Origin of the sequence: Nocardioides panacis (assembly GCF_019039255.1) — a bacterium.
GTDB lineage: Bacteria > Actinomycetota > Actinomycetes > Propionibacteriales > Nocardioidaceae > Nocardioides_B > Nocardioides_B panacis.
This window is the reverse complement of sequence record NZ_CP077062.1, coordinates 985,894-1,011,630: the sequence shown is the minus strand read 5'-3', so window position 1 is coordinate 1,011,630 and position 25,737 is coordinate 985,894. Positions and strand designations below refer to the sequence as shown.

The 25,737-nt window shown below is 72.6% G+C and carries 24 protein-coding genes and 3 pseudogenes; 12 read left to right on the top strand and 15 right to left on the bottom strand.

The window, feature by feature from the left end; genetic code table 11:
- The first annotated feature begins 158 nt into the window (after positions 1-158).
- The 4 genes from KRR39_RS05010 to KRR39_RS04995 are packed head-to-tail and all read left to right on the top strand — an operon-like array spanning position 159 to position 3,623.
- Complete coding sequence (locus KRR39_RS05010; protein ID WP_216941010.1) at positions 159-1,184, top strand: Bug family tripartite tricarboxylate transporter substrate binding protein; 1,026 nt, start codon at positions 159-161, stop codon at positions 1,182-1,184.
- On the top strand, positions 1,181-1,696 hold the full coding sequence (locus tag KRR39_RS05005) for a tripartite tricarboxylate transporter TctB family protein (RefSeq protein WP_216941009.1): 516 nt from the start codon (positions 1,181-1,183) through the stop codon (positions 1,694-1,696). The genes KRR39_RS05010 and KRR39_RS05005 overlap by 4 nt, the downstream gene beginning before the upstream one ends.
- Positions 1,696-3,243 (top strand): tripartite tricarboxylate transporter permease, encoded by a 1,548-nt coding sequence (locus KRR39_RS05000; RefSeq protein WP_216941008.1) that lies wholly within the window; start codon positions 1,696-1,698, stop codon positions 3,241-3,243. Before KRR39_RS05005 ends, KRR39_RS05000 begins: the two co-directional genes overlap by 1 nt.
- Positions 3,240-3,623, top strand: coding sequence for a universal stress protein (locus tag KRR39_RS04995; protein ID WP_216941007.1), 384 nt, complete (start codon positions 3,240-3,242; stop codon positions 3,621-3,623). The genes KRR39_RS05000 and KRR39_RS04995 overlap by 4 nt, the downstream gene beginning before the upstream one ends.
- Positions 3,624-3,681: 58 nt before the next feature.
- On the opposite strand, the gene KRR39_RS04990 is transcribed toward KRR39_RS04995, so the two are convergent.
- Complete coding sequence (locus tag KRR39_RS04990; protein ID WP_216941006.1) at positions 3,682-5,685, bottom strand: helix-turn-helix domain-containing protein; 2,004 nt, start codon at positions 5,683-5,685, stop codon at positions 3,682-3,684.
- A gap of 8 nt (positions 5,686-5,693) precedes the next feature.
- Entirely contained in the window at positions 5,694-8,282 is a 2,589-nt protein-coding gene (locus KRR39_RS04985) for an FtsK/SpoIIIE family DNA translocase (protein ID WP_216941005.1), read from the bottom strand.
- A 112-nt stretch (positions 8,283-8,394) separates the two neighbouring features.
- Between KRR39_RS04985 and KRR39_RS04980 the strand changes: the two genes are divergently transcribed.
- On the top strand, positions 8,395-10,080 hold the full coding sequence (locus tag KRR39_RS04980) for a ribonuclease J (RefSeq protein WP_216941004.1): 1,686 nt from the start codon (positions 8,395-8,397) through the stop codon (positions 10,078-10,080).
- A 63-nt stretch (positions 10,081-10,143) separates the two neighbouring features.
- On the top strand, positions 10,144-11,709 hold the full coding sequence (locus KRR39_RS04975; RefSeq protein ID WP_216941003.1) for a GGDEF domain-containing protein: 1,566 nt from the start codon (positions 10,144-10,146) through the stop codon (positions 11,707-11,709).
- Between the two features lie 3 nt (positions 11,710-11,712).
- Here the strand turns inward: KRR39_RS04975 and KRR39_RS04970 are convergent, their stop codons facing one another.
- The 11 genes and pseudogenes from KRR39_RS04970 to paaA all read right to left on the bottom strand — a co-directional run bounded on the left by KRR39_RS04970 (position 11,713) and on the right by paaA (position 19,534).
- Positions 11,713-13,407 (bottom strand): ribonuclease J, encoded by a 1,695-nt coding sequence (locus KRR39_RS04970; RefSeq protein WP_216941002.1) that lies wholly within the window; start codon positions 13,405-13,407, stop codon positions 11,713-11,715.
- Positions 13,404-14,324, bottom strand: a complete 921-nt coding sequence (dapA, locus tag KRR39_RS04965) for a 4-hydroxy-tetrahydrodipicolinate synthase (RefSeq protein ID WP_216941001.1) — start codon at positions 14,322-14,324, stop codon at positions 13,404-13,406. The genes KRR39_RS04970 and dapA overlap by 4 nt, the downstream gene beginning before the upstream one ends.
- 9 nt (positions 14,325-14,333) lie before the next feature.
- The gene (locus KRR39_RS04960) at positions 14,334-14,831 is read right to left on the bottom strand and encodes a dihydrofolate reductase (protein WP_216941000.1); all 498 of its coding nucleotides are present in this window, start codon (positions 14,829-14,831) and stop codon (positions 14,334-14,336) included.
- Positions 14,828-15,622 (bottom strand): thymidylate synthase, encoded by a 795-nt coding sequence (locus KRR39_RS04955; RefSeq protein WP_254185689.1) that lies wholly within the window; start codon positions 15,620-15,622, stop codon positions 14,828-14,830. The genes KRR39_RS04960 and KRR39_RS04955 overlap by 4 nt, the downstream gene beginning before the upstream one ends.
- A gap of 257 nt (positions 15,623-15,879) precedes the next feature.
- Positions 15,880-16,296 carry a 2Fe-2S iron-sulfur cluster-binding protein gene (locus tag KRR39_RS24375; protein WP_254185688.1) on the bottom strand — a complete coding sequence of 139 codons (417 nt, stop codon included), beginning with the start codon at positions 16,294-16,296 and terminating at the stop codon, positions 15,880-15,882.
- Positions 16,297-16,438: 142 nt separating this feature from the next.
- Positions 16,439-16,555, bottom strand: a pseudogene (locus KRR39_RS24370) (phenylacetic acid degradation protein); the annotation flags it as partial.
- Positions 16,556-16,708: 153 nt separating this feature from the next.
- Positions 16,709-16,882: pseudogene (locus KRR39_RS24365) on the bottom strand (FAD-binding oxidoreductase); the annotation flags it as partial.
- 87 nt (positions 16,883-16,969) lie between these two features.
- Positions 16,970-17,479, bottom strand: a complete 510-nt coding sequence (gene paaD / locus KRR39_RS04945; protein ID WP_216940998.1) for a 1,2-phenylacetyl-CoA epoxidase subunit PaaD — start codon at positions 17,477-17,479, stop codon at positions 16,970-16,972.
- Entirely contained in the window at positions 17,476-18,240 is a 765-nt protein-coding gene (gene paaC, locus KRR39_RS04940; protein ID WP_216940997.1) for a 1,2-phenylacetyl-CoA epoxidase subunit PaaC, read from the bottom strand. The genes paaD and paaC overlap by 4 nt, the downstream gene beginning before the upstream one ends.
- Entirely contained in the window at positions 18,237-18,527 is a 291-nt protein-coding gene (gene paaB, locus KRR39_RS04935) for a 1,2-phenylacetyl-CoA epoxidase subunit PaaB (RefSeq protein ID WP_216940996.1), read from the bottom strand. The genes paaC and paaB overlap by 4 nt, the downstream gene beginning before the upstream one ends.
- Positions 18,524-19,534: a 1,2-phenylacetyl-CoA epoxidase subunit PaaA gene (gene paaA / locus KRR39_RS04930; protein ID WP_254185522.1), complete on the bottom strand. Its 1,011-nt coding sequence runs from the start codon at positions 19,532-19,534 to the stop codon at positions 18,524-18,526. The genes paaB and paaA overlap by 4 nt, the downstream gene beginning before the upstream one ends.
- Before the next feature lie 86 nt (positions 19,535-19,620).
- Between paaA and KRR39_RS04925 the strand changes: the two genes are divergently transcribed.
- From KRR39_RS04925 to KRR39_RS04910, 4 genes are all read left to right on the top strand, one after another.
- Positions 19,621-20,193: a GNAT family N-acetyltransferase gene (locus tag KRR39_RS04925; RefSeq protein ID WP_216940995.1), complete on the top strand. Its 573-nt coding sequence runs from the start codon at positions 19,621-19,623 to the stop codon at positions 20,191-20,193.
- 362 nt (positions 20,194-20,555) lie between these two features.
- Positions 20,556-21,248 (top strand): AzlC family ABC transporter permease, encoded by a 693-nt coding sequence (locus tag KRR39_RS04920; protein ID WP_216940994.1) that lies wholly within the window; start codon positions 20,556-20,558, stop codon positions 21,246-21,248.
- On the top strand, positions 21,245-21,544 hold the full coding sequence (locus KRR39_RS04915) for an AzlD domain-containing protein (RefSeq protein WP_216940993.1): 300 nt from the start codon (positions 21,245-21,247) through the stop codon (positions 21,542-21,544). Before KRR39_RS04920 ends, KRR39_RS04915 begins: the two co-directional genes overlap by 4 nt.
- A 99-nt stretch (positions 21,545-21,643) precedes the next feature.
- Positions 21,644-21,970: a hypothetical protein gene (locus KRR39_RS04910; RefSeq protein WP_216940992.1), complete on the top strand. Its 327-nt coding sequence runs from the start codon at positions 21,644-21,646 to the stop codon at positions 21,968-21,970.
- 3 nt (positions 21,971-21,973) lie between these two features.
- On the opposite strand, the gene KRR39_RS04905 is transcribed toward KRR39_RS04910, so the two are convergent.
- Both KRR39_RS04905 and KRR39_RS04900 read right to left on the bottom strand, forming a co-directional pair.
- Positions 21,974-22,351, bottom strand: a complete 378-nt coding sequence (locus KRR39_RS04905) for a nuclear transport factor 2 family protein (protein ID WP_216940991.1) — start codon at positions 22,349-22,351, stop codon at positions 21,974-21,976.
- A 10-nt stretch (positions 22,352-22,361) separates the two neighbouring features.
- Entirely contained in the window at positions 22,362-23,114 is a 753-nt protein-coding gene (locus KRR39_RS04900) for an IclR family transcriptional regulator (protein WP_216940990.1), read from the bottom strand.
- Positions 23,115-23,261: 147 nt separating this feature from the next.
- Between KRR39_RS04900 and KRR39_RS04895 the strand changes: the two genes are divergently transcribed.
- On the top strand, positions 23,262-24,614 hold the full coding sequence (locus tag KRR39_RS04895) for an MFS transporter (RefSeq protein WP_216940989.1): 1,353 nt from the start codon (positions 23,262-23,264) through the stop codon (positions 24,612-24,614).
- Positions 24,611-25,711, top strand: a pseudogene (locus KRR39_RS25910) (sulfatase-like hydrolase/transferase); the annotation flags it as partial. The gene KRR39_RS04895 and the pseudogene KRR39_RS25910, both read left to right, overlap by 4 nt.
- Positions 25,712-25,737 lie beyond the last annotated feature (26 nt).

Genomic DNA, 25,737 nt, shown 5'->3' with positions numbered 1-25,737 from the left:
GGGAAGCACGGGTCCAGGATGGCACTCGTCGCGCCCCGTGTGTCCGTGACCACAATGACCACAACGTCCGTTGAGTCCGCAACGGTGACGGCGCTCACACCGGCGGGCCAGGGTTCACCACGACACCCGTGAACCACCGACGCACGAGAGGATCCACCATGCGTCTGCCCCGAACCTCCCACCGACTGCTGCGCCCGGCGGGCGGCGCCGCCCTCGTGGCCGGCCTCGCCCTCGTCGCCTCCGCCTGCGGCGTGACCGACAGCAGCGGCGGCGACAGCGCCGCCGACGCCGGCCAGCCGCTCAGCGACCTGCGCATCATGGTCCCCAACACCCCCGGCGGCGGCTACGACATCACCGCGCGCACCGCGGCCAAGGTGATGGAGGACGACGAGATCACGTCCGGCACCGAGGTGTTCAACCTCGAGGGCGCCGGCGGCACCGTGGGCCTGGCCCGCACCGTCAACGAGAAGGGCAACGCCGACCTGACGATGCTGATGGGCCTCGGCGTGGTGGGCGCGAGCTACACCAACAACTCCAAGGCCACGCTCGCGGAGACCACCCCGATCGCCCGCCTCATCGAGGAGTACGGCGCCGTGATGGTGCCGAAGGGCTCCCCGTTCAAGACCATCGACGACCTGGTCACCGCCTGGAAGGCCGACCCGGGCTCGATCAGCGTCGGCGGCGGCTCCTCGCCCGGCGGGCCGGACCACCTGCTGCCGATGCAGCTGGCCCAGGCCGTCGGCATCAACCCCAAGAAGGTCAACTTCGTGCAGTACGACGGCGGCGGCGACCTGCTCCCGGCGATCCTCGGCTCGAAGGTCGACGTCGCCACCTCCGGCGCTGGCGAGTTCAAGGACCAGATCGCCAACGGCGACATCCGGGTGCTGGCCACCAGCGGCGACGAGCGGATCGACGACATCGACGCCCCGACCTTCAAGGAGGCCGGCATCGACCTGGTCTTCACCAACTGGCGCGGCGTCGTGGCACCCCCCGGCATCACCGACGCCGAGAAGGAGCGCCTGGTCGGCATCTTCCAGAAGATGCACGAGACCCAGGAGTGGAAGGACGCCCTCAAGGCCAACAGCTGGGCCGACGCGTTCCAGACCAGCGACCAGTTCGGCGCGTTCCTCACCGAGCAGGACAAGCGGGTCGCGGACACCCTGAGCGAGCTGGGGCTGGCATGAGCCAGGCCGTCTCGCCCTCGCGCGGACGGCTCGCCGCCCGCCCCGAGCTGGGGGTCGCCCTCCTGCTCGGGGTGGTCGGCCTGGTGGTCCTCGTCGACGCGCTCCGGATGGACGCGCCCACCACCGAGTCGGACCGGGTCGGCCCCCAGGCCTTCCCGCTCGCCGTCGCCGTCCTGCTCCTGGTCTGCGCGGTGGCGCTGGCCCTCGACGTGCTCCGCGGCGGCCGCGGGGTCGCCGAGGAGGGGGAGGACGTCGACCTGACGGCCCCCACCGAGTGGCGGGTGGTGCTGCCCCTGCTCGGGGTCTTCGTGGCCAACGTGCTGCTCATCGACGTGCTCGGCTGGGTGGTCTCCGGCGCGATGCTGTTCTTCGGCTGCGCCTGGTCCCTGGGCAGCCGGCACTACGTCCGCGACGCGCTGATCTCGGTGGCCCTCTCGCTGGTCACGTTCTACGGCTTCTACCTCGGCCTGGGCATCCACCTGCCCGCCGGCGTGCTGGAAGGGGTGCTCTGATGGACGTCTGGTCCTCCCTGATGGGCGGGTTCGCCACGGCGCTGACGCCGGAGAACCTGCTCTACGCCCTCATCGGGGTGCTGCTCGGCACCGCCGTCGGCGTGCTGCCGGGCCTCGGCCCCGCGATGACCGTGGCGCTGCTGCTCCCGGTCACCTTCGCCCTGCCGCCGGAGAGCGCGTTCATCATGTTCGCCGGCATCTACTACGGCGGCATGTACGGCGGCTCGACCACCTCGATCCTGCTGAACACGCCCGGTGAGTCCTCGTCGGTGGTCACCGCCATCGAGGGGCACAAGATGGCCAAGGCCGGACGGGCCGCGCAGGCGCTGGCCACGGCCGCCATCGGGTCGTTCATCGCCGGCACCATCGGCACCGTGCTGCTCGTCGTGCTGGCGCCGCTCGTGGTGAAGTTCGCGGTCAGCCTCGGCAACCCGAGCTACTTCGCGATCATGATCCTGTCGCTGCTCGCGGTCACCGCGGTGCTCGGCTCCTCGCGGCTGCGCGGCTTCTGCGCGCTCGGCCTGGGCCTGACGATCGGCCTGGTCGGCACCGACCCGCTCTCCGGGCAGCAGCGGCTGACCTTCGGCCTCCCGCTGCTCGTGGACGGCATCGACGTGGTCGTCGTCGCGGTGGCGATCTTCGCCGTCGGCGAGGCGCTGTGGGTGGCCGCGCACCTGCGTCGTACGGCGGCGCACGTGATCCCCGTCGGGCAGCCGTGGATGGGCAAGGAGGACTGGAAGCGGTCCTGGAAGCCCTGGCTGCGCGGCACCGCGTTCGGCTTCCCGTTCGGCGCGATGCCGGCCGGCGGCGCGGAGATCCCGACGTTCCTGTCCTACGTGACCGAGAAGCGGCTCTCCAAGCACCCCGAGGAGTTCGGGCACGGCGCCATCGAGGGCGTCGCGGGTCCCGAGGCGGCGAACAACGCCTCCGCGGCCGGCACGCTCGTCCCGATGCTCTCCCTGGGCCTGCCCACGAACGCCACCGCGGCCGTGATGCTGGCGGCGTTCACCCAGTACGGCATCCAGCCCGGCCCGCTGCTCTTCGACCGGGAGCCGCAGCTGGTCTGGGCGCTGATCGCCAGCCTGTTCATCGGCAACACCCTGCTGCTGGTGATCAACCTGCCGCTCGCCCCGGCCTGGGCGCGGCTGCTGCAGATCCCGCGGCCCTACCTCTACGCCGGCATCGTGTTCTTCGCGACGCTGGGCGCCTACTCGGTCAACCTGCAGGCGTTCGACCTGGCGATCCTGCTGGTGCTCGGCGTCCTCGGGTTCATGATGCGGCGCTTCGGGCTGCCGGTGCTGCCGCTGGTGCTCGGGGTGATCCTCGGCCCGCGCCTGGAGAAGCAGCTGCGCACCTCGCTGCAGCTCTCCGACGGGCACGTCTCCGGGCTGTGGTCCGAGCCGGTCGCGGTCGTGGTGTACGTCGTCGTGGCGCTCGTGCTCGTCTGGCCGCTGGCCCGCCGGGTCGCCGGCCGGCGCCGTACCCCCGGCGGACCGGACGCCCCGTCCGACCGCACCGAGGACCAGGAGAAGGTGAGCACCCGATGAGCGTCGTGGTGGGCTACGTCCCGACGAAGGAGGGCGAGACCGCCCTCGAGCACGCGATGGCCGAGGCCCGGTCGCGGCGCACGCTGCTGGTGGTGGTGAACACCTCCCGGGGCGACGCCACCGTCGACCAGCGGTACGTCGACGACGAGCAGCTGTCCGCGCTCGAGGAGCGGCTGGCCGGCCTGGACCACCTGGTCGTGCACACGATGCGTGGGCTCGACGCCTCGGAGGAGATCCTCCGGGTGGCCAGGGAGCAGCGCGCCGAGCTCGTGGTGATCGGGCTGCGCCGGCGCTCCCCCGTCGGCAAGCTGCTGATGGGCTCCACGGCCCAGCGCGTCCTGCTGGACGCCGCCTGCCCGGTCCTCGCCGTCAAGCCCTGACGCCGACCCGGCGACTCCGGCGCCTGCGCCGGGGTCGCCGGGTCGGCGGGGCGGCGGGTCAGCGGGAGGCGGGCCGGTGGAACGTACGGCGGCCGGGCTGGCCCAGCTCGCCGAGGGAGCCCCGGTCCTTGCCGTTGACCCGGGCCTCGAGGGCGCCGGCGTCGCGGGCCGTGACCTTGACGGGCGGGACCGCCTCGACGGTGCGCTTCTCGCCGAGCACGATCTCGCCGGCCCAGACGACCTCGCCCGAGCCGTTGCGGACCACCACGCCCTTGGAGCCGGCCTGCGCGCCGACCAGCGTGAGCCGGATCGGCTGGGCGGCGGGAGCGGGGGCCACGGCGCGGCCGGTGCCGGCGGCGCCGACGCCGGCCGACCCGTTCAGCACCGGGGTCGGGTTCTGCAGCAGCTCGGCCGGCTCGGCCGCGAACAGCCGCACGACACCCCAGGTCATCACCAGGGCGAGGACGACCCCCACCAGCAGCGCCCAGTTCGGGCCGCCGACGGTGCTGCGCATGCTGCCGGTCATCCCGGTCGCCAGCTCGGCCTCGAACACCCGGCGGGCGTTGATCGGTGCGGTCGCGTAGCGGTCGTCGAACTGCTGGAGCAGCGGTGCCGGGTCCTTGCCCAGCACCCGCGCCAGCGTGCGCAGGTGGCCGCGGGCGTAGAAGTCCCCGCCGCACGGCGCGAAGTCGTCGACCTCGATGGACTCGATCACGTGCGGGCGGATCCGGGTCCGGTCGGCCAGGTCGTCGACGCTCAGCCCGACCCGGACGCGCGCGGCGGCCAGCTCGGGGCCGATCACCGGGTCGTAGGCCGGCTCGGTGACGAAGTCGTCGATGACCAGCGCGTCGACGGGCTCGCCGAGCGTGGAGATCGGGCGGACGCGGCCGGACTCGAAGACCGACGCGGACGGGGCCGCCTCGAACTCCAGGTCGACGCTGCCCTGGCGGCGCAGCTGGCGGCCCTCGGGCAGCGGCGTGCGGCGACGGCCGTCGGCGTCGTACCGGTCGGGGTGCAGCGCCACGTTGCCGAGCACGGTCGCCGGGGTGTCCCGGGTGACCTGCGCACGCAGCGCCGGGCGGGTGTCCCGCAGGGGCACGGCGGAGCGGGCCGCCGGGGCGACCGGCCGCTCGGTCTCGGGCTGCTCGGCCGACCCGTCCTCGGTCGGCTCGTCGGGGGCGTCCTCGTCGTGGTCGGCGTCCAGGTCGTGGCTTCGGCCCTTGGCGACCCGGGACACGATCGTCCCGATCCCGCCGAGCAGGCTGCGCCGCGGGGCACGGTCCGCGTCGGTGGCGGTGTCGGTGTCGGTGTCAGGAGTGGTCTCGACAGGCTCGACCACCCGGGAGGCGGGCTCGGTCACCGGGGAGGCCGCCAGAGGCGCCGGCTCGGCCACCCGCGGGGCCGGCTCGGCCGCCCGGGAGGCCGCCAGAGGCGCCGGGTCGGCGGTCGGCTCGGGGGTCGGTTCGGGGGTCGGGGTCACGACGACCACGTCGGCGCGGCCGTGCGCGAGTGCCGCGAGGCCGTCGGCGAGCTCCTGGCCGTGCGCGGAGACGCGGGTGGTCAGGCCCATCGGGACGGCCAGCGCGGCGCCGTACATCTTCTGGTTCAGGGTGGCCGCCCGGCGGCCGCGCGGCTCGAGGCCGTCGAGGGCGCGGGACAGGCTGTGCGGCGCGAACACCAGCCGCCCGTCGCGGAACAGCCCGCGGCGGGGCTGCACGACGACGCGGTCCACCGCGTCCCAGGGCAGCCCGCGCCACTGGTTGCCCAGCCGGATGCGGACCCCGAGGTCGTCGGCGACCAGCAGCGGGGTGCGGGCGTCGACGAGGTGCGCGAGGTACATCCCGGCGACGGCCGCCATCACCAGGCAGAGTGCCCAGTCGAGCGGCGCGGCGGACTGGGTGGCCCGCCACAGGTAGGCGATGGCGATCGCCGAGGCGCCGGCGCCGACCAGCGCGGCGAGGCCGGCGTTGCGGCGTACGACGACCGGGGTCCCGGCCACGACGGTGTCGTCGTGGCCGTTCGTCCCGGTGTCCCGGTGGTCGAGGTCGGACGGTCGGGGCATGGCTGCGCTCACTGCTCCCCCTCCTGCAAGGTGGCGATCACGGCGTCGAGGTCGTCGGGCTTGATGAGCACGTCGCGGGCCTTGGAGCCTTCGCTCGGCCCGACCACGCCACGGCTCTCGAGGATGTCCATCAGCCGGCCCGCCTTGGCGAAGCCGACCCGGAGCTTGCGCTGCAGCATCGAGGTGGACCCGAACTGCGTGGAGACGACCAGCTCGATCGCCTGCACCACGAGGTCCAGGTCGTCGCCGATGTCGTCGTCCAGGTCCCGCTTGGCGGCCGCCGGGGCGGTCACGTCGTCGCGGTAGGTGGGCTGCAGCTGCTGCTTGCAGTGCGCGACGACCTGGTTGATCTCGGCCTCGGTGACCCACGAGCCCTGCACGCGGACCGGCTTGCCGGCGCCCATCGGCAGGAACAGCCCGTCGCCCTGGCCGACGAGCTTCTCGGCGCCCGGCTGGTCGAGGATGACCCGCGAGTCGGCCAGCGACGAGGTCGCGAAGGCCAGGCGTGAGGGCACGTTGGCCTTGATCAGGCCGGTGACGACGTCGACCGAGGGCCGCTGGGTCGCCAGGATCAGGTGGATGCCGGCGGCCCGGGCGAGCTGGGTGATCCGGACGACCGCGTCCTCGACGTCGCGCGGGGCGACCATCATCAGGTCGGCGAGCTCGTCGACGACCACCAGGAGGTACGGGTACGGCGCCAGCACCCGTTCGCTGCCCGGCGGGACCTTGACCTTGCCCGCCCGGACGGCCTTGTTGAAGTCGTCGACGTGCCGGAACCCGAAGGCGGCGAGGTCGTCGTAGCGCATGTCCATCTCGCGGACGACCCAGTTCAGCGCCTCGGCGGCCTTCTTCGGGTTCGTGATGATCGGCGTGATCAGGTGCGGCACGCCCTCGTAGATGTTCAGCTCGACCCGCTTGGGGTCGACCAGGATCATCCGCACCTCGTCGGGGGTCGAGCGCATCAGGATCGAGGTGATCATCGAGTTCACGAACGACGACTTGCCGGAGCCGGTCGCGCCGGCGACCAGCAGGTGCGGCATCTTCGACATGTTCGCGACCACGAAGCCGCCCTCGACGTCCTTGCCGAGGCCGACGATCATCGGGTGGTGGTCGTTGCGGGCGTTGCCCGAGCGGAGCACGTCGCCGAGCGAGACGATCTCCTTGTCGACGTTCGGGATCTCGATGCCGATCGCGGACTTGCCGGGGATCGGGGACAGGATCCGGACGTCGGCGGACGCCACCGCGTAGGCGATGTTCTTGCCGAGCGCGGTGACCTTCTCCACCTTGACCGCGGGGCCGAGCTCGACCTCGTAGCGGGTGACCGTCGGGCCGCGGGTGTAGCCGGTGACCTGGGCGTCGATGTCGAACTGCTCGAGCACCTCGGTGAGCCGGGCGACGACCGCGTCGGAGGCCTGGGACCGGGCCTTGTGGACCGACCCGGACTTGAGGGTCTCGTTGGCGGGGAGCGAGTAGGTGATGTCGCCGGACAGCGCGAGCTGCTCGACGCGGGCCGGCAGCGGGGTGTGCGGCGGGGCCTCGAGCTTCTCGTCCGCGGGTGCCTCGGCCTGCTCGGGGACCTCGACGGGCGTCTTGGCCTTGCGGCGGCTGAACGCCCGGTCCTCGAGCACCGGGGTGTCGTAGGGCTGGTCGCCCAGGTCCGGGTCGACGTCCGCCGGGTCGGTGGCGGCGTCGGTCATCGAGCCCACGCGGCGGCGGGGACGGGAGCGCTTGAGCGGCGCGGTCTCCTCCTCGGCGGGCAGCTCGGGCTCGGGCGGCGTACGCCCGAGGAGCTTGTCGCGCAGCTCGGCGAGCCGGACGGGGACCTGGTAGACCGGCGTGCCGGTGATCACCAGGACGCCGAAGACCGCGAGCAGCACCAGCAGGGGTACGACGACCAGGGTGCTGCGCAGCAGGTCCATGAACAGCGACGAGATCACGAAGCCGATGGCACCGCCGGCCTGCTGGAGGTCCTCGGTGTTCCCGCGCAGCGGGCGCGGCATGCCGTTGGCGATGTGCACCAGGCCGAGCACGCCGAACAGCAGCGCGGCCCAGCCGATGATCTGGCGGCCGGCGGGCCCGTTGCTCTCCGGGTTGCGCAGGTTGCGCCAGGCCACGAAGCAGAGCAGCAGCGGGACGAACCAGCCGAGCAGCCCGACCGAGCCGTTCACGACGGTGCGCACGGCGTCGCCGACCCCGCCGGGGAGCTGCCACCAGACGGCGGCGGCCACCACGACCGCCGCGCCGATCAGGAACAGCCCGGCCCCGTCGCGCCGGTGCTCGGGCTCGAGCTCCCGGGCGGTGTGCCCGACCTTGCGGACCGTGGCACCCAGGACGTGGGCGACACCGAGCCAGACCGCGGCGACACCGCGCCCGAGGGCGAGTCCGAGCGCAGCAATGGGGCCAGTGCCGTTGCGGACGGCTCGCGGTGCGGGGCGCTTCGACTTCGCAGTCGACCGACCCTTCGGCGCGGGCTTGCTACGGGACTGGCTGCCGGACGACCGGGCCGAGGATCCGGACGCCTTCGAGCCGGCGCGTGCAGCCGGCTTGGAGGTGCCCTTGTTCCGCGACGCCGGTGGGGAAGACGTACGGGTCGCCATGGTGGCGAATCTACACAGGTGTCACTCCAGTCCCAGGCCTCACACGCCGGGTCGGGGCACCCCAAGTTGGGCGGTGCACGGGACTCGGCCGATCGCCGGTAGCCTGCAGCCCATGAGCCACCCACACCTCGAACTGTCGGCGCCGCAGAAGCTGGCCAAGAACGGTCTGCGCGTCGTCGCACTGGGCGGGTTGGGCGAGATCGGCCGCAACATGACGGTCTTCGAGCACAACGGCCGGCTGATGATCGTCGACTGCGGCGTGCTGTTCCCCGAGGAGCACCAGCCCGGCATCGACGTGATCCTCCCCGACTTCACCTGGATCCGGGACCGGCTGGACAAGATCGACGCCCTGGTCCTCACCCACGGCCACGAGGACCACATCGGCGGCGTCCCCTACCTGCTGCGCGAGCGGGCGGACATCCCGGTCGTCGGCTCGAGGCTGACGCTGGCGCTGATCGACGCCAAGCTCAAGGAGCACAAGATCCGGCCCAAGCTGGTCGAGGTCGCCGAGGGCGACCACCGCACCTTCGGCCCGTTCGACCTGGAGTTCCTCGCGGTCAACCACTCGATCCCGGACGGACTGGCCGTCGCGATCCGCACCGAGGCCGGCCTGGTGCTGCACACCGGCGACTTCAAGATGGACCAGTTCCCGCTCGACGGCCGGATCACCGACCTGCGCGGGTTCGCCCGGCTCGGCGAGGCCGGCGTCGACCTGTTCCTGACCGACTCCACCAACGCCGAGGTCCCCGGCTTCACCACCGCCGAGCGCGACCTCTCCCCCGCCATCGAGACGGTGTTCCGCACCGCCCCGCGCCGGATCATCGTCTCCAGCTTCGCCAGCCACGTGCACCGCATCCAGCAGGTCCTCGACGCCGCCCAGGCGCACGGCCGCAAGGTCGCCTTCGTCGGCCGGTCGATGGTGCGCAACATGGGCGTGGCCCAGGACCTCGGCTACCTCAAGGTCCCCGACAACCTGATCGTGCCGCTCAAGCAGCTCGAGAAGATGGCGCCGAGCAAGGTCGCGCTGGTCTGCACCGGGTCGCAGGGCGAGCCGATGGCCGCGCTGTCCCGGATGGCCAACCGCGAGCACGTGATCCGGGTCGGCGAGGGCGACACCGTGCTGATGGCCAGCTCGGTCATCCCCGGCAACGAGAACGCCATCTCCGGGGTGATCAACGGCCTGACCCGCTGGGGCGCGCACGTCGTGCACAAGGGCAACGCCAAGGTGCACGTCTCCGGCCACGCCAGCGCCGGCGAGCTCGTCTACTGCTACAACATCGTCCGGCCCTCCAACGTGATGCCGGTGCACGGCGAGTGGCGGCACCTGCGCGCCAACGCCGACCTGGCCATCGCGACCGGTGTCCCGGCCTCCAACGTGGTCATCGCCGAGGACGGCGTCGTCGTCGACCTCGTCGACGGGCACGCCAAGATCACCGGCAAGGTCCCGGCCGGCAACGTGTACGTCGACGGCAGCCAGGTCGGCGGCGCCACCGAGGCCACCCTCAAGGACCGCCGCACGCTGGCCGAGGAGGGCGTCGTGACGGTGCTCGCGATCGTCGACGCCGACACCGGCAAGCTCGCGGACCGTCCGGACTTCTTGGTCCGCGGGTTCGTGCACGACGAGCACACCTTCGACGCCGCGGTCCCCGTGGTGGAGAAGACGCTCGCGCACGCGGCCGCCGAGGGCATCGGGGACGCGCACCAGCTCGAGCAGATGCTGGGCCGCGACATCGGGCGCTGGGCCGAGCGCAAGTTCCGCCGCACCCCGCTCATCATCCCGATCGTCATCGACGCCTGACCGAACGGTTTCTTTTTCGCCGACTTCGGCCCTGAGCGGCCGCGGCTCCGTCAAGATCGGGCTGTGACCCTCGTGGAGGACGCCGCCCGGGTGATGGGCCTGGCGCAGGACGGCGACGCCGACGCCGCCCTCGCGCTGTCCGAGCGCGCCCTGGCCGGGGCGGCCGGAGCGAGCCCCTCGGAGCAGGCGGCGCTCTGGTACACGATCTCGGTCGCGCAGCACATCCGGGGCGACAACGCGGCGGCGTACATCGCCTGCGACCGGACGGTGTCCCTGGCCGCCGAGGCGGACAGCCCGGGCTGGGCGTCCAACGGCCTGTCGATGCGGGCGATGGCCCAGGCCCGGCTCGGCCGGATCGAGCCGGCGCTGCTCGACCTGGCCCGCGCCGAGGTCGAGCTGACCGCCTGCGAGGACGAGGGCCTGCGCTGCTGGGCGCACACCGGTCTCGGCTACGCCTACCTCGAGCTGCGGCTCTACGAGCTCAGCCAGCCGCACATGGTCACCGCCCAGCAGCTGGACGCGAGCCCGATCCCGCTCGCCCAGGCACCGGTCATCGACCTGATGAACCTCTCCGAGCTGCACCTGCGCTGGGCCGACGAGCTCGAACGGGTCTTCTCCCAGGTGCAGTCCGGCGACGAGGTGGCCACGCACCGTGCGCGGGGCCACGCGTACGCCGAGCAGGCGCTCACCCTCGCGCTGGCCGCCGGGAACCCGAAGTTCGTCGCCACCTGCCGCGCGATGGAGCTGGTCTCCCGCCCCCGCGGTACGGCGGCCGCGTCGGTCGAGGAGCTCCGGGAGGCCTTCAGCGTCGAGGACCACCCGGACTACGCCGGCAGCCGCGCGGTGGTCGGCGGCGCGCTGGCCCGGGCGCTGTGGGCGCTCGGCGAGCGGGAGGAGGCCGTCGACGTCGCCCGGGAGGCGGCCCGGCTGTCCCAGGCCGCCAGCGACTGGCAGGTCACCGCGACCGCCCAGTGGCTGCTGGTGGAGATGGAGGCGCAGACCGGCGTGCCCGGTGCGGGCGCCGGCCGGTCCTACGCGTCGCTGCTGTCCCGGGTGCTCTGGCAGCAGCGGCTGAGCACCTCCCAGGGCGCGCACGCCGCGCTGCAGGTCGAGCGGCTGCACCAGGACAACATCCTCGCCAACCGGGCCGCGCACGAGGACCCGCTCACCGGGGTCGGCAACCGGCGGGCCCTCGACGACGCGATGCGCGCGGTCCAGGCCGACGCCTTCGCCGGCGGCCGCGACGTACCGGTGAGCCTGCTGGTGATCGACCTCAACGAGTTCAAGAAGATCAACGACACCTACGGCCACGTGGTCGGCGACGAGGTGCTGCGGGCGGTGGCCACCGCGATCCGGGCGGTGGCCCGAGCCGACGACGTGGTCGCCCGGCTCGGCGGCGACGAGTTCGTGGTGCTGGCCCGCGGCGCGGACGCCGAGAGCGGCCGGCTGCTGGCCGAGCGGGTGACCGCCGCGGTCGCCGGGCTGTCGGTGGGCAGCCGGCAGGGCGCGATCACCCTGCAGGCGGCGGTCGGTGTCTCCACCACCGGCTCCGGGCACGACCTGCAGACGCTGATGACCGCCGCGGACGCGGCGATGTACGGCGCGAAGGCGGCCGGCCGCGGCCGCTGAGGCTCAGGCCTCGACGACGACCGGGATGATCATCGGGCGGCGCCGGTGCTTGCTGGAGACCCACCGCCCGACGACCCGGCGGATCGTCTGCTGCAGCTGGTAGGGGTCGTCGACGCCCTCCCGGGCGGCTGCGTCGAGCGCCTCGACGATCGCCGGCTTGATCTCCTCGAAGGTCCGCTCGTCCTCGAGGAAGCCACGGGCGTGGATCTCCGGCCCGCCGGAGACCTTGCCGGTCACCGAGTCGACGACCACGATCACCGAGATGAACCCCTCCTCGCCGAGGATCCGGCGGTCCTTGAGCGAGGACTCGGTGATGTCGCCCACGGAGGAGCCGTCCACGAAGACGTACCCGCAGTCGACCTTGCCCACGACCGACGCGACGCCGTCCACCAGGTCCACGACCACGCCGTCCTCGGCGAGCACCACCCGCTCGGCCGGGACCCCGGTGCGCCGGGCCAGCGCGGCGTTGGCGCGCAGGTGCCGGACCTCGCCGTGGATCGGCATCACGTTGCCGGGCCGGACGATGTTGTAGCAGTAGAGCAGCTCGCCGGCCGACGCGTGCCCGGAGACGTGCACGAGCGCGTTGCCCTTGTGCACGACGTTGGCGCCCCACCGGGACAGCCCGTTGACCACCCGGTAGACCGCGTTCTCGTTGCCGGGGATCAGCGAGCTCGCGAGGACGACCGTGTCGCCCTCCTCGATGTGCACGAAGTTGTGGTTGCGCTGGGCGATGCGGGACAGCGCGGAGAGCGGCTCGCCCTGGCTCCCCGTCGAGATCAGCACGGTCCGCTCGGGAGGGTGGTCCGCGAGCTCCTTGGCGTCGACCAGGGTGTCCGGCGGGACGGTGAGGTAGCCGAGCTCGCGGGCGACGCCCATGTTGCGGACCATCGAGCGGCCGACGTAGGCGACCTTGCGGCCGTGCGCGACGGCGGCGTCCATCACCTGCTGGACGCGGTGCACGTGGCTGGCGAAGCAGGCCACGATGATCCGCTGGTCGCGGGACTGGTGGAACACCCGGTCGAGGACCGGGCCGATCTCCACCTCCGAGGTGGTGAAGCCGGGGACCTCGGCGTTGGTGGAGTCGACCATGAACAGGTCGACGCCCTCGGTGCCGAGCCGGGCGAACGCCCGCAGGTCGGTGATCCGGCCGTCGAGCGGCAGCTGGTCCATCTTGAAGTCGCCGGTGTGCAGCACGGTGCCGGCACCGGTGCGGATCGCCACCGCGAGGGCGTCCGGGATCGAGTGGTTGACCGCGACGAACTCCAGCCGGAACGGCCCGAGCTCGATCGTGTCGCCCTCCGTCACGACGTGCTGCACGGTCTCCTTGAGCCGGTGCTCGCGCAGCTTGGAGGTGAGCAGCGCCAGCGTGAGCTTCGAGCCGACGAGCGGGATGTCGCCGCGCTCGCGCAGGAGGTAGGGCGTGGCGCCGATGTGGTCCTCGTGGCCGTGCGTGAGGACCAGCGCCTCGACCGCGTCGAGCCGGTCACGGATGTGGTCGAAGTCCGGCAGGATCAGGTCCACGCCCGGGTGGTGGTCCTCGGGGAACAGCACGCCGCAGTCCACGAGGAGCAGGCGCCCGTCGTACTCGAACACGGTCATGTTGCGGCCGACGTCGCCGAGGCCGCCGAGCGGGATCACCCGCAGCCCGCCGGCCGGCAGCGGTCCGGGCGCCGACAGCTCGGGGTGCGGTCGGCTCACGCAGCGCCCCGGCCGGCGAGGAGCCCGGCGCGCTGCAGCACCACCCTGAGGTCGTCGACCAGGGTGTCGTCGGCGGGGACCAGCGGCAGCCGGACCACCCGGTTGGGCAGCACCCCGAGCAGCTGCAGGGCGGCCTTGGCGGTCATCGCGCCCTGCGCGGTGGTCATCACGGCCTCCACGACCGGCACCAGCGAGCGGTACGTCGCGAGCGCCCCGGCCAGGTCGCCGCGGTCGACGTCGGCGACCATCGAGGCGTAGGCGTCACCGGCGACGTGCCCGACGACCGAGACGATCCCGGCGGCGCCGTGGGTCAGCCAGCCCAGGTTGAGCACGTCGTCGCCGGAGTAGAAGCTCAGCCCGGTCTCCTGCATGATCCGGACGCCGCGGAACAGGTCGCCCACCGCGTCCTTCACCGCCACGATCCGGTCGTGCTCCGCGACCCGGCGGTAGGTCTCGGCGCTGATGGTGATGCCCGTGCGGCCGGGGATGTCGTAGAGCATCACCGGCAGGCCGCTGGCGTTCGCGACCGCCTCGAAGTGCGCGGTCACCCCGGCCGGCGTGGGCTTGTTGTAGTAGGGCGTCACCAGCAGGACCCCGTCGGCGCCGACCTTCTCGGCCTGCGCCGCGAGCTCCACGGAGTGTGCGGTGTTGTTGGTCCCGACCCCCGCGACGACCTGCAGCCGGTCGCCCACGGCCTCGACGACGGCGCGCAGGATCGCGCCGTCCTCCGCGGTGCTGGTGGTCGGCGACTCCCCCGTCGTGCCGGAGACCACGACACCGTCGTGGCCGTGGTCGGCGAGGTGCTCCGCGACCCGGGCGGTGCCGTCGAGGTCGACCGAGCCGTCGTCGTGGAAGGCGGTGACCATCGCGGTCAGCACCCGCCCGAACGGGGCGGGAGGAAGGGTGCCGGACGTCATGGGTCCAGGTTATCGGTTCGCGCCGCCGTCGCCGCCGACCCGCTCCCACCAGACGAAGTCGAACCCGTCGTGGGGCTCACGGTCGGTCTCCCGCCACTGCGACCGGTCGAAGTCCGGGTAGTGCGTGTCGCCCTCGGGAGCGGCGTGCACCTCGGTGAGCACCTGGTGGGTGGCCAGCGGCATCGCGAGCGCGTAGATCTGCGCGCCGCCGATCACCATCACGTCGCCGTCGAAGCCCTGCGCCTGCGCGACCGCGTCCTCGACGCTGGACGCCACGACGACGCCCTCCCCGCGCCAGCTGCGGTCCCGGGTGACCACCACGTTGGTGCGGTAGGGCAGCGGGTGGCCGATGCTGTCGAAGGTCGCCCGGCCCATCACCACGGTGTTGTCGCGGGTGGTCGCCCGGAAGTGCTTGAGGTCCTCGGGGATGCTCCACGGGATGTCCCCGTCCTTGCCGATGACGCCGTTCTCGGCCACGGCCGCCACCATCACGACCCGCTTCGTCATACCGCGATCGGCGCCTTGATCCCGGGGTGCGGGTCGTAGCCGTCGACCGCGACGTGCTCGAGGTCGAACGCGTCGAGCTCGGTCACCGACCGGTCGAGCCGCAGCGTCGGCAGCGCCCGCGGCTCGCGGGTGAGCTGCAGCCGCGCCTGGTCGAGGTGGTTGCTGTAGAGGTGCGCGTCGCCGAGCGTGTGCACGAAGTCCCCGGCCTCCAGGCCGGTGACCTGGGCGACCATCTCGGTGAGCAGGGCGTACGACGCGATGTTGAACGGCACGCCCAGGAAGACGTCGGCGCTGCGCTGGTAGAGCTGGCAGGACAGCCTCCCGTCCGCGACGTAGAACTGGAACATCGTGTGGCAGGGCGCGAGCGCCATCCGCGGGAGGTCCGCGACGTTCCAGGCGCTGACGACGTGCCGCCGGCTGTCCGGGTCGCGACGGAGCGCCTCGACGACCTGGGCGATCTGGTCGACGTGACCGCCGTCGGGGGTCGGCCAGGACCGCCACTGGTGCCCGTAGACGGGCCCGAGGTCGCCGTTCTCGTCGGCCCACTCGTCCCAGATGGACACGCCGCGGTCCTGCAGCCACTTGACGTTGGTGTCGCCGCGCAGGAACCACAGCAGCTCGGCGAACACCGAGCGGGTGTGCACCTTCTTGGTGGTCACGAGCGGGAACCCCTCGGAGAGGTCGAACCGCATCTGGTGGCCGAAGACGCTGCGGGTGCCGGTGCCGGTGCGGTCGCCCTTCACCGCCCCGTCGTCGAGGATCCGCTGGAGGAGATCGAGGTACTGCTGCACGCGGCCCACCCTAGCCGCGGTCACCCCCGGGACACGTGAATGACTCCCCACCCGGCCCCAGGGGGGCATAGGTGACCGGGCGAGGAGTCGGTCCGCGCCGGGTCGGGTGGGGGGTCCCGACGAGGTCGACGCGGGCCCGTCGAAGGCACCGGGTCCGGATGCGCTCGCACCCCCATGGAAGCAGGCTCCGGGCCCCTGCAAAACGCCCCGCGAGGTATGTGCGGATAACGCCGGGTGAGCTGGCCTAGGCCGCGTGCTCAGGCGTCGTAGTCGAGGACGACGGACTCCGAGGTCGGGTGCGACTGGCAGGTCAGCACGTAGCCGCGCTGGACCTCCTCGGGCTCGAGGGCCCAGTTGGTGTCCATCTCCACGGTGCCCTCCAGCACCTTGGCGCGGCAGGTCCCGCACACGCCGCCCTTGCAGGCGAACGGCGCGTCGGCGCGCACCTCGAGCGCCGCGTCCAGCACGGCCGGCCCGTCGGTGGGCAGCCGGAACGTGGAGGTCCGCCCGTCCAGGGTGATGGTGACGTGCGCCCCCGCGGCGTCGGTGGTCTCGACGGGCGCACGACGGACCGGCGGCCCGGACGACGCGGACTCGACGTGGAACACCTCGGCGTGGATCGCCTTCTTGGGCACGCCCTCGCTGACCAGCAGCTTGCGCAGGTCGGAGACCATCTCGAACGGCCCGCACAGGAACCACTCGTCGACGGTGTCGGGGGGGCAGCAGGCCGTCCAGGATCCGGCCCATCCGCCCGGCGTCCAGCCGCCCGGAGAACAGCTCCACCTCCTGCGGCTCGCGGGACAGCACGTGCAGCAGCTGGAACCGGTCGGGGTAGGCGTCCTTGAGGTCCTCGACCTCCTCGAGGAACATCACCGTCTTGTGCGTCCGGTTGGCGTACACCAGCGTCACCGACGACAGCGGCTCGGCCTCCAGCGTGCTGGCCACGATGCTCAGGATCGGGGTGATCCCCGAGCCGGCCGCGACGCACACGTAGTGCTTGCGGTGCGCCGGGTCGAGCTCGGTGAAGAACCGGCCGGACGGGGTCATCACGTCGAGCACGTCGCCGGGCCGCAGCACGTCGAGCGCGTGCTCGGAGAACGCCCCGCCCGGCAGCCGCTTGACCGCGACCCGGAGCACCCCGGAGGACGCGGCCGAGCAGATCGAGTAGTTGCGGCGTACGTCGTCGCCGGCCAGCTCGGTGCGCACGGTGAGGTGCTGGCCGTGGCTGAACGCGTAGTCCTCGCGCAGCTCGTCGGGCACCGCGAACGTGATCGCCACGGAGTCGTCGGTGAGCGGCTCGATCGAGGCGACGGACAGCGGGTGGAACACCGCGTGCGTGGTGGACACTCAGATCGCCTTGAAGTGGTCGAAGGGCTCCCGGCAGGCGTTGCACACCCACAGCGACTTGCAGGCCGTCGAGCCGAACCGGCTCAGCTCGCGGGTGTCCGGCGACCCGCACTGCGGGCAGCGCAGCGTCAGCTGCAGCAGCACCCGGCGGGGGTCCGGCGGCTCATCGCGCGGCTGCTCGCGCGGCCGGGGCGGCACGATGCCGTACGCCCGCAGCTTGCGCTTCCCCGCCTCGCTCATCCAGTCCGTGGTCCAGGCGGGCGCCAGCACGAAGTCGACGCGTACGTCGTCGCGGCCGGCGTCGTGGAACGCGGTGAGCACGTCGTCGCGGATCGAGTCCATCGCGGGGCAGCCGGAGTACGTCGGGGTGATCGTCACCCGCACGCCGTCGTCGTCCTCCTCGACCGTGCGCAGGATGCCGAGGTCCTCGATGGTGAGGACCGGGACCTCCGGGTCGAGCACCGAGGCGGCGATCTCCCACGCCGTCCGGGTGGTGGTCGCCGCGGTCACCACGTCGCCCCCGGGTGCTGTCGGGCGAGGCCCTGCAGGTCGGCGAGCAGCGGCGCCATCGCTGCGGTGTGCTCCCCGCGACGACCGCCGCCGGGCGCCGCCGGCGTCGTGGGCACGGTCAGGGTGGCCTGCCCGAGCACGGTCGCGACGCGCTCGTCGAACGCCGGGAGCAGCGTCGAGGGGTCGACCGCCACGCCGTCCGCGACGAGCCGCGGGTCGACGTACGCCGGGTCGAAGAGCTCCGGGACGTAGGCCCACTCGGCGTCGAGGCCGGCCTGCATCCGCAGGTGCGACTCGTCGGTGCCGTCGCCGAGGCGGAGCACCCACATCGTCGCGTGGTCGCGGTGGTAGTCGACCTCCTTGACGGCCTTCGCCGCCACGGCGGCCAGGGTCTCGTCGGTGGAGGCCTGGAGGCGTTCGTAGAGCTCGCAGTGGTAGGTCGCGAGGATCAGCAGCCGGGCCATCGCGACGCCGAAGTCGCCCCTCTCCCGCTCGACGAGGTGCACGTTGCGGAACTCCGCCTCGTCGCGGAAGTAGGCGAGGTCGTCCTCGGTGCGGACCGGGTCGTGGAGCGAGCCGGCGTAGGTCAGCAGCGACCGGGCCTGCCCGAGCAGGTCCAGCGCGATGTTGCTGAGCGCGACGTCCTCCTCGATCTGCGGGGACGCCGCGATCCACTCCCCCGTCCGCTGGGCCGCGAGCAGCGCGTCGTCGGCGAGGCCGAGGACGTAGTCGACGCGGGCGGCGTCCTGCGGGGCGCTCACAGGTGCTCCACGCCGTCGGGGATCTCGTAGAACGTCGGGTGCCGGTAGATCTTGTCCGCGGCCGGGTCGAAGAACGCGTCCTTCTCCTCCGGGCTCGAGGCGGTGATGTCGGCGGCGGCGACCACCCAGAGCGAGACGCCCTCCTGGCGGCGGGTGTAGAGGTCGCGCGCGTTGCGCAGCGCCATCTCGGCGTCCGGCGCGTGCAGCGAGCCGACGTGCACGTGCGAGAGCCCGCGGCGGCTCCGGACGAACACCTCGAACAGCGGCCACTCCCGGCGCTCGCTCATGCCGCCCCCGCCGTACGACGCGCGTGCTTGTCGGCGTAGGCGTTCGCGGCCTCACGCACCCACGCGCCGGCCTCGTGCGCACCGCGGCGGGTGGCCATCCGCTCGGCGTTGCAGGGGCCGTTGCCCTTGATCACCTCGAACAGCTCGGTGAAGTCGATGGTGCCGAAGTCGTAGTGCCCGCGCTCCTCGTTCCAGCGCAGGTCGGGGTCGGGCAGCGTGAGCCCGAGCGCCTCGGCCTGCGGGACGGTCATGTCCACGAACCGCTGGCGCAGGTCGTCGTTGGAGAACCGCTTCACACCCCAGGCCATGGACTTCTCGGAGTGCGTCGACTCGGCGTCGTGCGGGCCGAACATCATCAGGCTGGGCCACCACCACCGGTCGACCGCGTCCTGGGCCATCGCGTGCTGCTCCGGGGTGCCGTGCGAGAGCGTGTGCAGCGCCTCGAAGCCCTGCCGCTGGTGGAAGGACTCCTCCTTGCAGACCCGGACCATCGCGCGGGCGTAGGGGCCGTATGAGCAGCGGCACAGCGGCACCTGGTTGACGATCGCGGCGCCGTCGACGAGCCAGCCGATGGTGCCGATGTCGGCCCAGGTCAGCGTCGGGTAGTTGAAGATCGAGGAGTACTTCTGGCGCCCGTCGTGCAGCTTGTCGAGCAGCTCGCCGCGGTCCACGCCCAGGGTCTCCGCGGCGGCGTACAGGTAGAGGCCGTGGCCGGCCTCGTCCTGCACCTTGGCCATCAGGATCGCCTTGCGGCGCAGGCTCGGGGCGCGGCTGATCCAGGCGCCCTCGGGCTGCATGCCGATGATCTCGGAGTGCGCGTGCTGGGCGATCTGCCGGACCAGCGAGGCGCGGTAGTCCTCCGGCATCACGTCGCGCGGCTCGATCCGGCCGTCCTCGCCGACGATCCGCCAGAACTCCTCCATCCCGGGCTCGATGGTGACCGGAGCCGGAGGCGGCGTGGTGGCCGCACCCTCGAGGTCCGCCGGGACGAAGTCGTTGCCGTACATGCCGCCATGCTACCAGCCCGATGTGACACTCCCGCCACACTTCTGCAGTTGTCCTGTCACATCGCGCGACCTGGGAGACTGGGCCCATGAGTGCGCACGCGGGACACACAGACGGACCCACCGCCGACGTCTCGGTCCGGGTGGGCTGGGCCGACGACGCCCCCGGCATCGCGGCCGTGCAGGTCAGCGCCTGGCGGAAGGAGTACGCCGAGCTGCTGCCTGCCGAGGTGCTCGACTCCTTCGACGCCGAGCAGTTCGCCGCCGCGTGGGCCACCTCGCTGAACAGCCCCCAGGACGCCCGCAACCGCGTGCTGGTCGCCCTGGAGCGCAACACCGTCCGCGGCTTCGCGGTCACCGGCCCGTCCGCCGACCCCGACGTCGACCCGGTGGCGCACGGCGAGATCTCCGAGCTCACCGTCGACCCCGCCACCACCCGGCACGGGCACGGCTCCCGGCTCGTCCAGGCGTGCGCCGACACGCTGCGCGCGGACCGGTTCAGCACCGCGCTCGTGTGGCTGAACAGCGACGACGACGTACGACGGGCGTTCCTGACCGCCGCCGGCTGGGCGCCGGACGGGGCCCACCGCGAGCTCGACCTGCACGGCGACGGCACCGTCCGGGTCAAGCAGGTCCGGCTGCACACCGACCTCGCGGAGTAGCCGGGTTTGGAGAACCACACGTTCGGGCATTCAAACGGGAGCGCGAAGCGTCTATAAAGGGTGTACGCGCCACGGGGGCTCGAGCAGAGGGCACCCACTCGGACCGAACCACTGGAGGGCCTCGTGCTGGGTCCGCTGCCCCCCGCTCCACCGTCTCCTCGTCAGCGTCCTCGCCCTCGTCGCCTGCGTCGGCGTCGGCGCCTGGCTGGCCTTCACCCTGCCGATCCCGCTCGTCGCCCCGACCGGTGCCGCGATCGGTGCGGTCCTCGGTGGCGGCCTGGTGATGCTGCTCCTGCACCACCCCCGTTCCAGCGCGCACGCCCGCCAGCGCCACCCCCGCTGACGGCACCTATCGTGGTCGGGTGACCGAAGCGCCTCCCGCCCTCGCACCGGCCGAGCGTTCCGCGATCGTGCGGGACGGCCTCGCGGTCGGGCTCGCCACCGGCGCCTACGGCATCTCGTTCGGGGCCGTCTCCGTGACGGCCGGGCTGAGCGTCCTGCAGACCTGCGCCCTGTCCCTGCTGGTGTTCACCGGCGCCTCCCAGTTCGCGCTCGTCGGCGTCGTCGCGTCCGGCGGCGCCCCGCTGGCCGGGGCGATGACCGCGCTGCTGCTCGGCAGCCGCAACACGTTGTACGGCCTGCGGCTGACCTCCCTGCTGGACTGGCACGGCTGGCGACGTACGGCGGCCGCGCACCTGCTGATCGACGAGTCCACCGCGATGTCGGTCAACCGCGAGTCGACGCCGGCCGCCCGGGTCGGGTTCCTCTCGACCGGCCTGGCGGTGTTCGTGCTCTGGAACCTCGCGACGTTCGGCGGCGCGGTCGCCGGCGAGGCGCTCGGCGACCCGCGCACCTACGGCCTCGACGCCGCGGTCGGCGGCGCGTTCCTGGCGCTGCTGTGGCCGCGGCTGAACAGCCGGCTGAACCGGGTGGTCGGTCTCCTCGCGATCGCGCTGGCCCTCGGGCTGGTCCCGGTCACCGCGGCCGGCGTACCCGTGCTGGCGGCGGCCACGGTCGCGATCCTGGCCGGCCTGCTCACCGGGCGGCGCAGATGATCTGGGCGGCCGTGCTGGTGGCCGGCGCCGGGTGCTACCTGCTCAAGCTCGCGGGGCTGTCCGTGCCGCCCCGGGTCCTCGAGCGCCCGGCGGTCGAGCGGATCGCGGACCTGCTGCCCGTCGCGCTGCTGTCCGCCCTGATCGGCGTCCAGGTCTTCGGCTCCGGACAGAGCGTCGTGGTCGACGCGCGGGTGGTCGGCCTCGGGGTCGCGTTCGTGGCGCTGCTGCTGCGCGCGCCGTTCATCGTCGTGGTGCTCTTGGCGGCCCTGTCGGCGGCGTTGGTGCGGCTGATCTAGGGGCTTCAGTCCCTGGGGACTGACGGGCCTGGGACCACGCAGGCTGTCGGAGGTCGCGCCTACCTCCGTTCGCACGAACGAACCGCGCCGGAGGCCCCGATGCCCTACCCGGCCGGACCGACCAGCAACCGCAACCTGCAGCCGGCCTGCGAGCGGGACCACAAGGCCAAGCACGCCGACGGGTTCGGGAGGGGACGCGACCCGCAGGGCCGCACGACGCTGCGGACCCGGGCCGGCTTCCAGCACCCGACGACGGACCCCCGCCGGCCGGTCGGCACGAACGCGGTGCCCGACGACCTGTTCGGTCTTCAGTACACCGCGACTGAGATCGTCGACGCGCTCACCCACCTCGCCGGGCTGCAGCACGCACACCGCGCAGGGCCGTGCTCGTCCCTGGTCGAAGGGATCCGGGCCGATGCCGCGTAGGGACTAGTGCCCGGCCGGCTGGTCCGGCGCGAACGGCCACTCCTCGAACGACGAGCACCGCCCGTCGTCGGCGAAGCCCAGCACCCACAGGTCCCTCCACGGACCGGAGCGCCCCGCGGCGTACTCCACGGCGACCCGGACGACGGCGGCCCGCCCGTCGACGGCGACGACCTCGCCGGCGAAGGTGAAGACCTCGTCGGGACCGGCCCGCTCGGCCTCCCAGAAGGTCGCCAGCGCCGCCTCTCCCACGACCGGGTCCGCCCACGGCGAGGGCAGGTAGGACGCGTCGGGCGTGAACAGCCGGGTGAGCCCGTCGGTGCCCGCGGTGCGCCAGGCCCGGACGTAGCCCGCCACCCACTCCTCGACGGCCGCGCGCTCCATGGTGCCGATCCTAGGGACGGTGCCCGAGCCGGGCGCTGACCGTCGCCGCGGTCTCCCGGAGCAGCGGCACGCACCGACCGAGCGCGACCTCGTCGAGCCGGGTGGACGGACCGGTGACGGACAGCGTCGCCGCGACCCGCCCGTCGGCGCCGTGCAGCGCGGCCGCGGCGGTGTTCACGCCGTGGATGGTCTCGCCGAAGGCGGTGGCGACGCCGGTCTCCCGGCACTCGCGGACGCCCGCCAGGAGCTGCTCGGGTGTGGGCGGGTCGGCCGGCACCACCGCCGAGGGCCGGCGCCGGCGCACGATCTCCTCCTGCTCGGGCTCGGGCAGGTCGCCGAGGAAGAACCGGGCCGGCGCACCGCACCACAGCGGCAGGGTGCGGCCGATCTCGAAGGACCGCCGCAGCGCGGACGTGCTCTCGACCTGCTCGATGTGCAGCATCTCGTCCCCCACCCGCACCGACAGACCGACGGTCTCCCCGGTCAGGTCGCGCAGGTGGGTCATGTGCGGCAGCGCGACCGACCGCAGGTCGATGCGCTTCTGGTACGCGGTGCCGAGCACCAGCGTCCGGGGACCGAGCCCGTAGCGGCGCGACGCGGGATCCTGCACCGCCAGCCCGGTGTCCACCAGCGAGCTGAGGATCCGCTGGACGGCGCTCTTGGACACCTCGGTGGTCTCGGCGATCTCCCGGATCGAGAGGTCGGACTCCGCCCGGGCCAGCGCGTCCAGCGCCTGTACGGCGCGGCGCAGCGTCTCGCTCATCGCGGCGTCCCCGCGACACGCCAAAGTCCAGTAGGTCGATGGTATTTGACGTGACCGGTCGCGCAGTCCACGCTGGTGTCCCGATCAACGCGCATATGTCCCATGAAACGGGACATTAGCAGGCGCCCCGCACCGCACGGAGGACACATGAAGAGAGCGACCGCGACGGTCGAGCCCGGCAACGAGGCCTCGATCCGGCAGATCGCGTCGGCCAGCCTGATCGGCTCGGTCGTGGAGTGGTACGACTTCTTCCTCTACGGCACGATGGCCGCCCTGGTGTTCAACGCCGAGTTCTTCCCGAAGTTCGACCCGCTGACCGGCACCCTCGCGGCGTTCACCACCTTCGCGGCCGGCTTCATCACCCGCCCGATCGGCGGCATCGTCTTCGGGCACCTCGGCGACCGCCTCGGCCGCAAGCCGATGCTCGTCGTGACGATGATGATCATGGGCGTCTCCACGTTCGCGATGGGCCTGCTGCCGTCGTACGACTCGATCGGCGTGGCCGCCCCCCTGCTGCTGGTGCTGCTGCGGATGTTCCAGGGCATCGGCCTGGGTGGCGAGTGGGGCGGCGCCGTGCTGCTCTGCGTCGAGCACGCGCCGCAGGAGCGCCGCGGCTGGTACTCCAGCTGGCCGCAGCTCGGCGTGCCGATCGGCCTGCTGCTCTCCACCGGCGCGGTCAAGGCCATCAGCCTGCTCGGCGACGACGCGCTGGTCTCCTGGGCCTGGCGGGTCCCGTTCCTGGCCAGCATCGTGCTGGTCGCCATCGGCCTGTTCATCCGGCTCCGGATCGCCGAGCCGCCGGCGTTCAAGGAGCTCGTCGAGCACGACGCCCGGTCCCGCGTCCCCCTCCTGGAGATCGTCCGCCGGCACCCCAAGGTCACGCTGCTCGCGATGGGTGCCCGGATCAGCGAGTCCGTCACCTTCAACGTCTACAACGCCTTCCTGGTGACCTACGTCGTCACCGTGCTGAGCCTGAAGAACACCGTGGCCCTCAACGCCCTGCTGGTCGCGGCGGTGATCGGCTTCTTCGTGATCCTCGCCGCCGCCCGCGTCTCGGACCGGATCGGCCGCCGCCCGGTGTTCATGGCCGGCGCCGCCGTCGCGGCGGTCAGCGCGTTCCCGGTCTTCGCGCTGTTCGACACCAAGAACGCCGCGCTGATCACCCTGGGCGTGGTCATCGGCTGGGCCTTCGGCGCCTGCACGATGTTCGGCGCGGAGGGCGTGCTGTTCGCCGAGCTCTACCCGACCCGGGTGCGCTACAGCGGGATGTCCACGGTCTACCAGCTCGGCGTGCTGCCCTCGGGCGCGATCGCGCCGATCATCTGCACGCTGCTCATCCAGAAGTACGACAACGCCTCGTGGCCGGTCGCGACCTACGTCCTCGCGATGGCGCTGATCACCCTGGTGTCGCTGGTGTTCCTGCCCGAGACGTTCCGCCGCGACCTGCGGGCCCACGAGACCTCGACCACGGCCCCCGCGGCCGAGAAGGTGAGCGCATGACCGAGCCCAACGACCGGCCCGACATCGTCCTGATCCTCGCGGACGACATGGGGTTCTCCGACATCGGCTGCTACGGCGGCGAGATCGAGACCCCGAACATCGACCGGCTGGCGCGCGAGGGGGTGCGGCTGACGCAGTTCTACAACACCGCGCGCTGCAGCCCGTCGCGGGCGTCGCTGATGACCGGGCTGCACCCGCACCAGGTCGGCGTCGGCATCCTGAACTTCGACGACACCCCGGACGGCTACCCCGGCGACCTCACCGAGGAGTGCGTGACGGTCCCGGAGGCGCTCGGGGCGGCCGGCTACGCGACGTACCTCTCGGGGAAGTGGCACCTGTCCTCGGACATGGAGACGCCGAACCCGAGCTGGCCGACCCGGCGCGGCTTCGACCGCTTCTTCGGGACGCTGGAGGGCGCGGGCAGCTTCTACCGCCCGCGCACGCTGATGCGCGACGAGACCAACGTCGAGGAGGAGGCCGAGGCGCCGGGCTGGTTCTACACCGACGCGATCAGCGACAACGCGGTCTCCTTCGTCGAGCAGCACCACGCCGAGCGGGCCGACGACCCGTTCTTCCTCTACCTCGCCTACACCGCGCCGCACTGGCCGCTGCACGCCCACGAGGACGACGTGGCGCGCTACCGGGGCCGCTTCGACGCCGGCTGGGACACCCTGCGCGAGGAGCGGCTGGCCCGGCTGGTCAAGGAGGGCATCGTCGAGGACGGGGCCGAGCTCGCCGCGCGCGACCCCCGCGTCCCGGGCTGGGACGCCAACGACCACCAGGCCTGGGACGCCCGCCGCATGGAGGTGTACGCCGCGCAGGTGGACCGCATGGACCGGGGTGTCGGCCAGGTGCTGGACACCCTGGAGCGGCTCGGCCGGCTCGACAACACCCTGGTGGTCTTCCTCTCCGACAACGGCGGCTGCGCCGAGGAGCTGGACGTCGACTTCGTGACCGCGTTCGTGCCGCTGCAGGACACCACCCGCGAGGGCGAGCCGGTCGTGCCGGGCAACGTCCCCGGCCTGATGCCCGGCAGCGAGGCGACCTACCAGTCCTACGGACGCTCCTGGGCACACCTGTCGAACGCGCCGTTCCGGGAGTACAAGCACTGGGTCCACGAGGG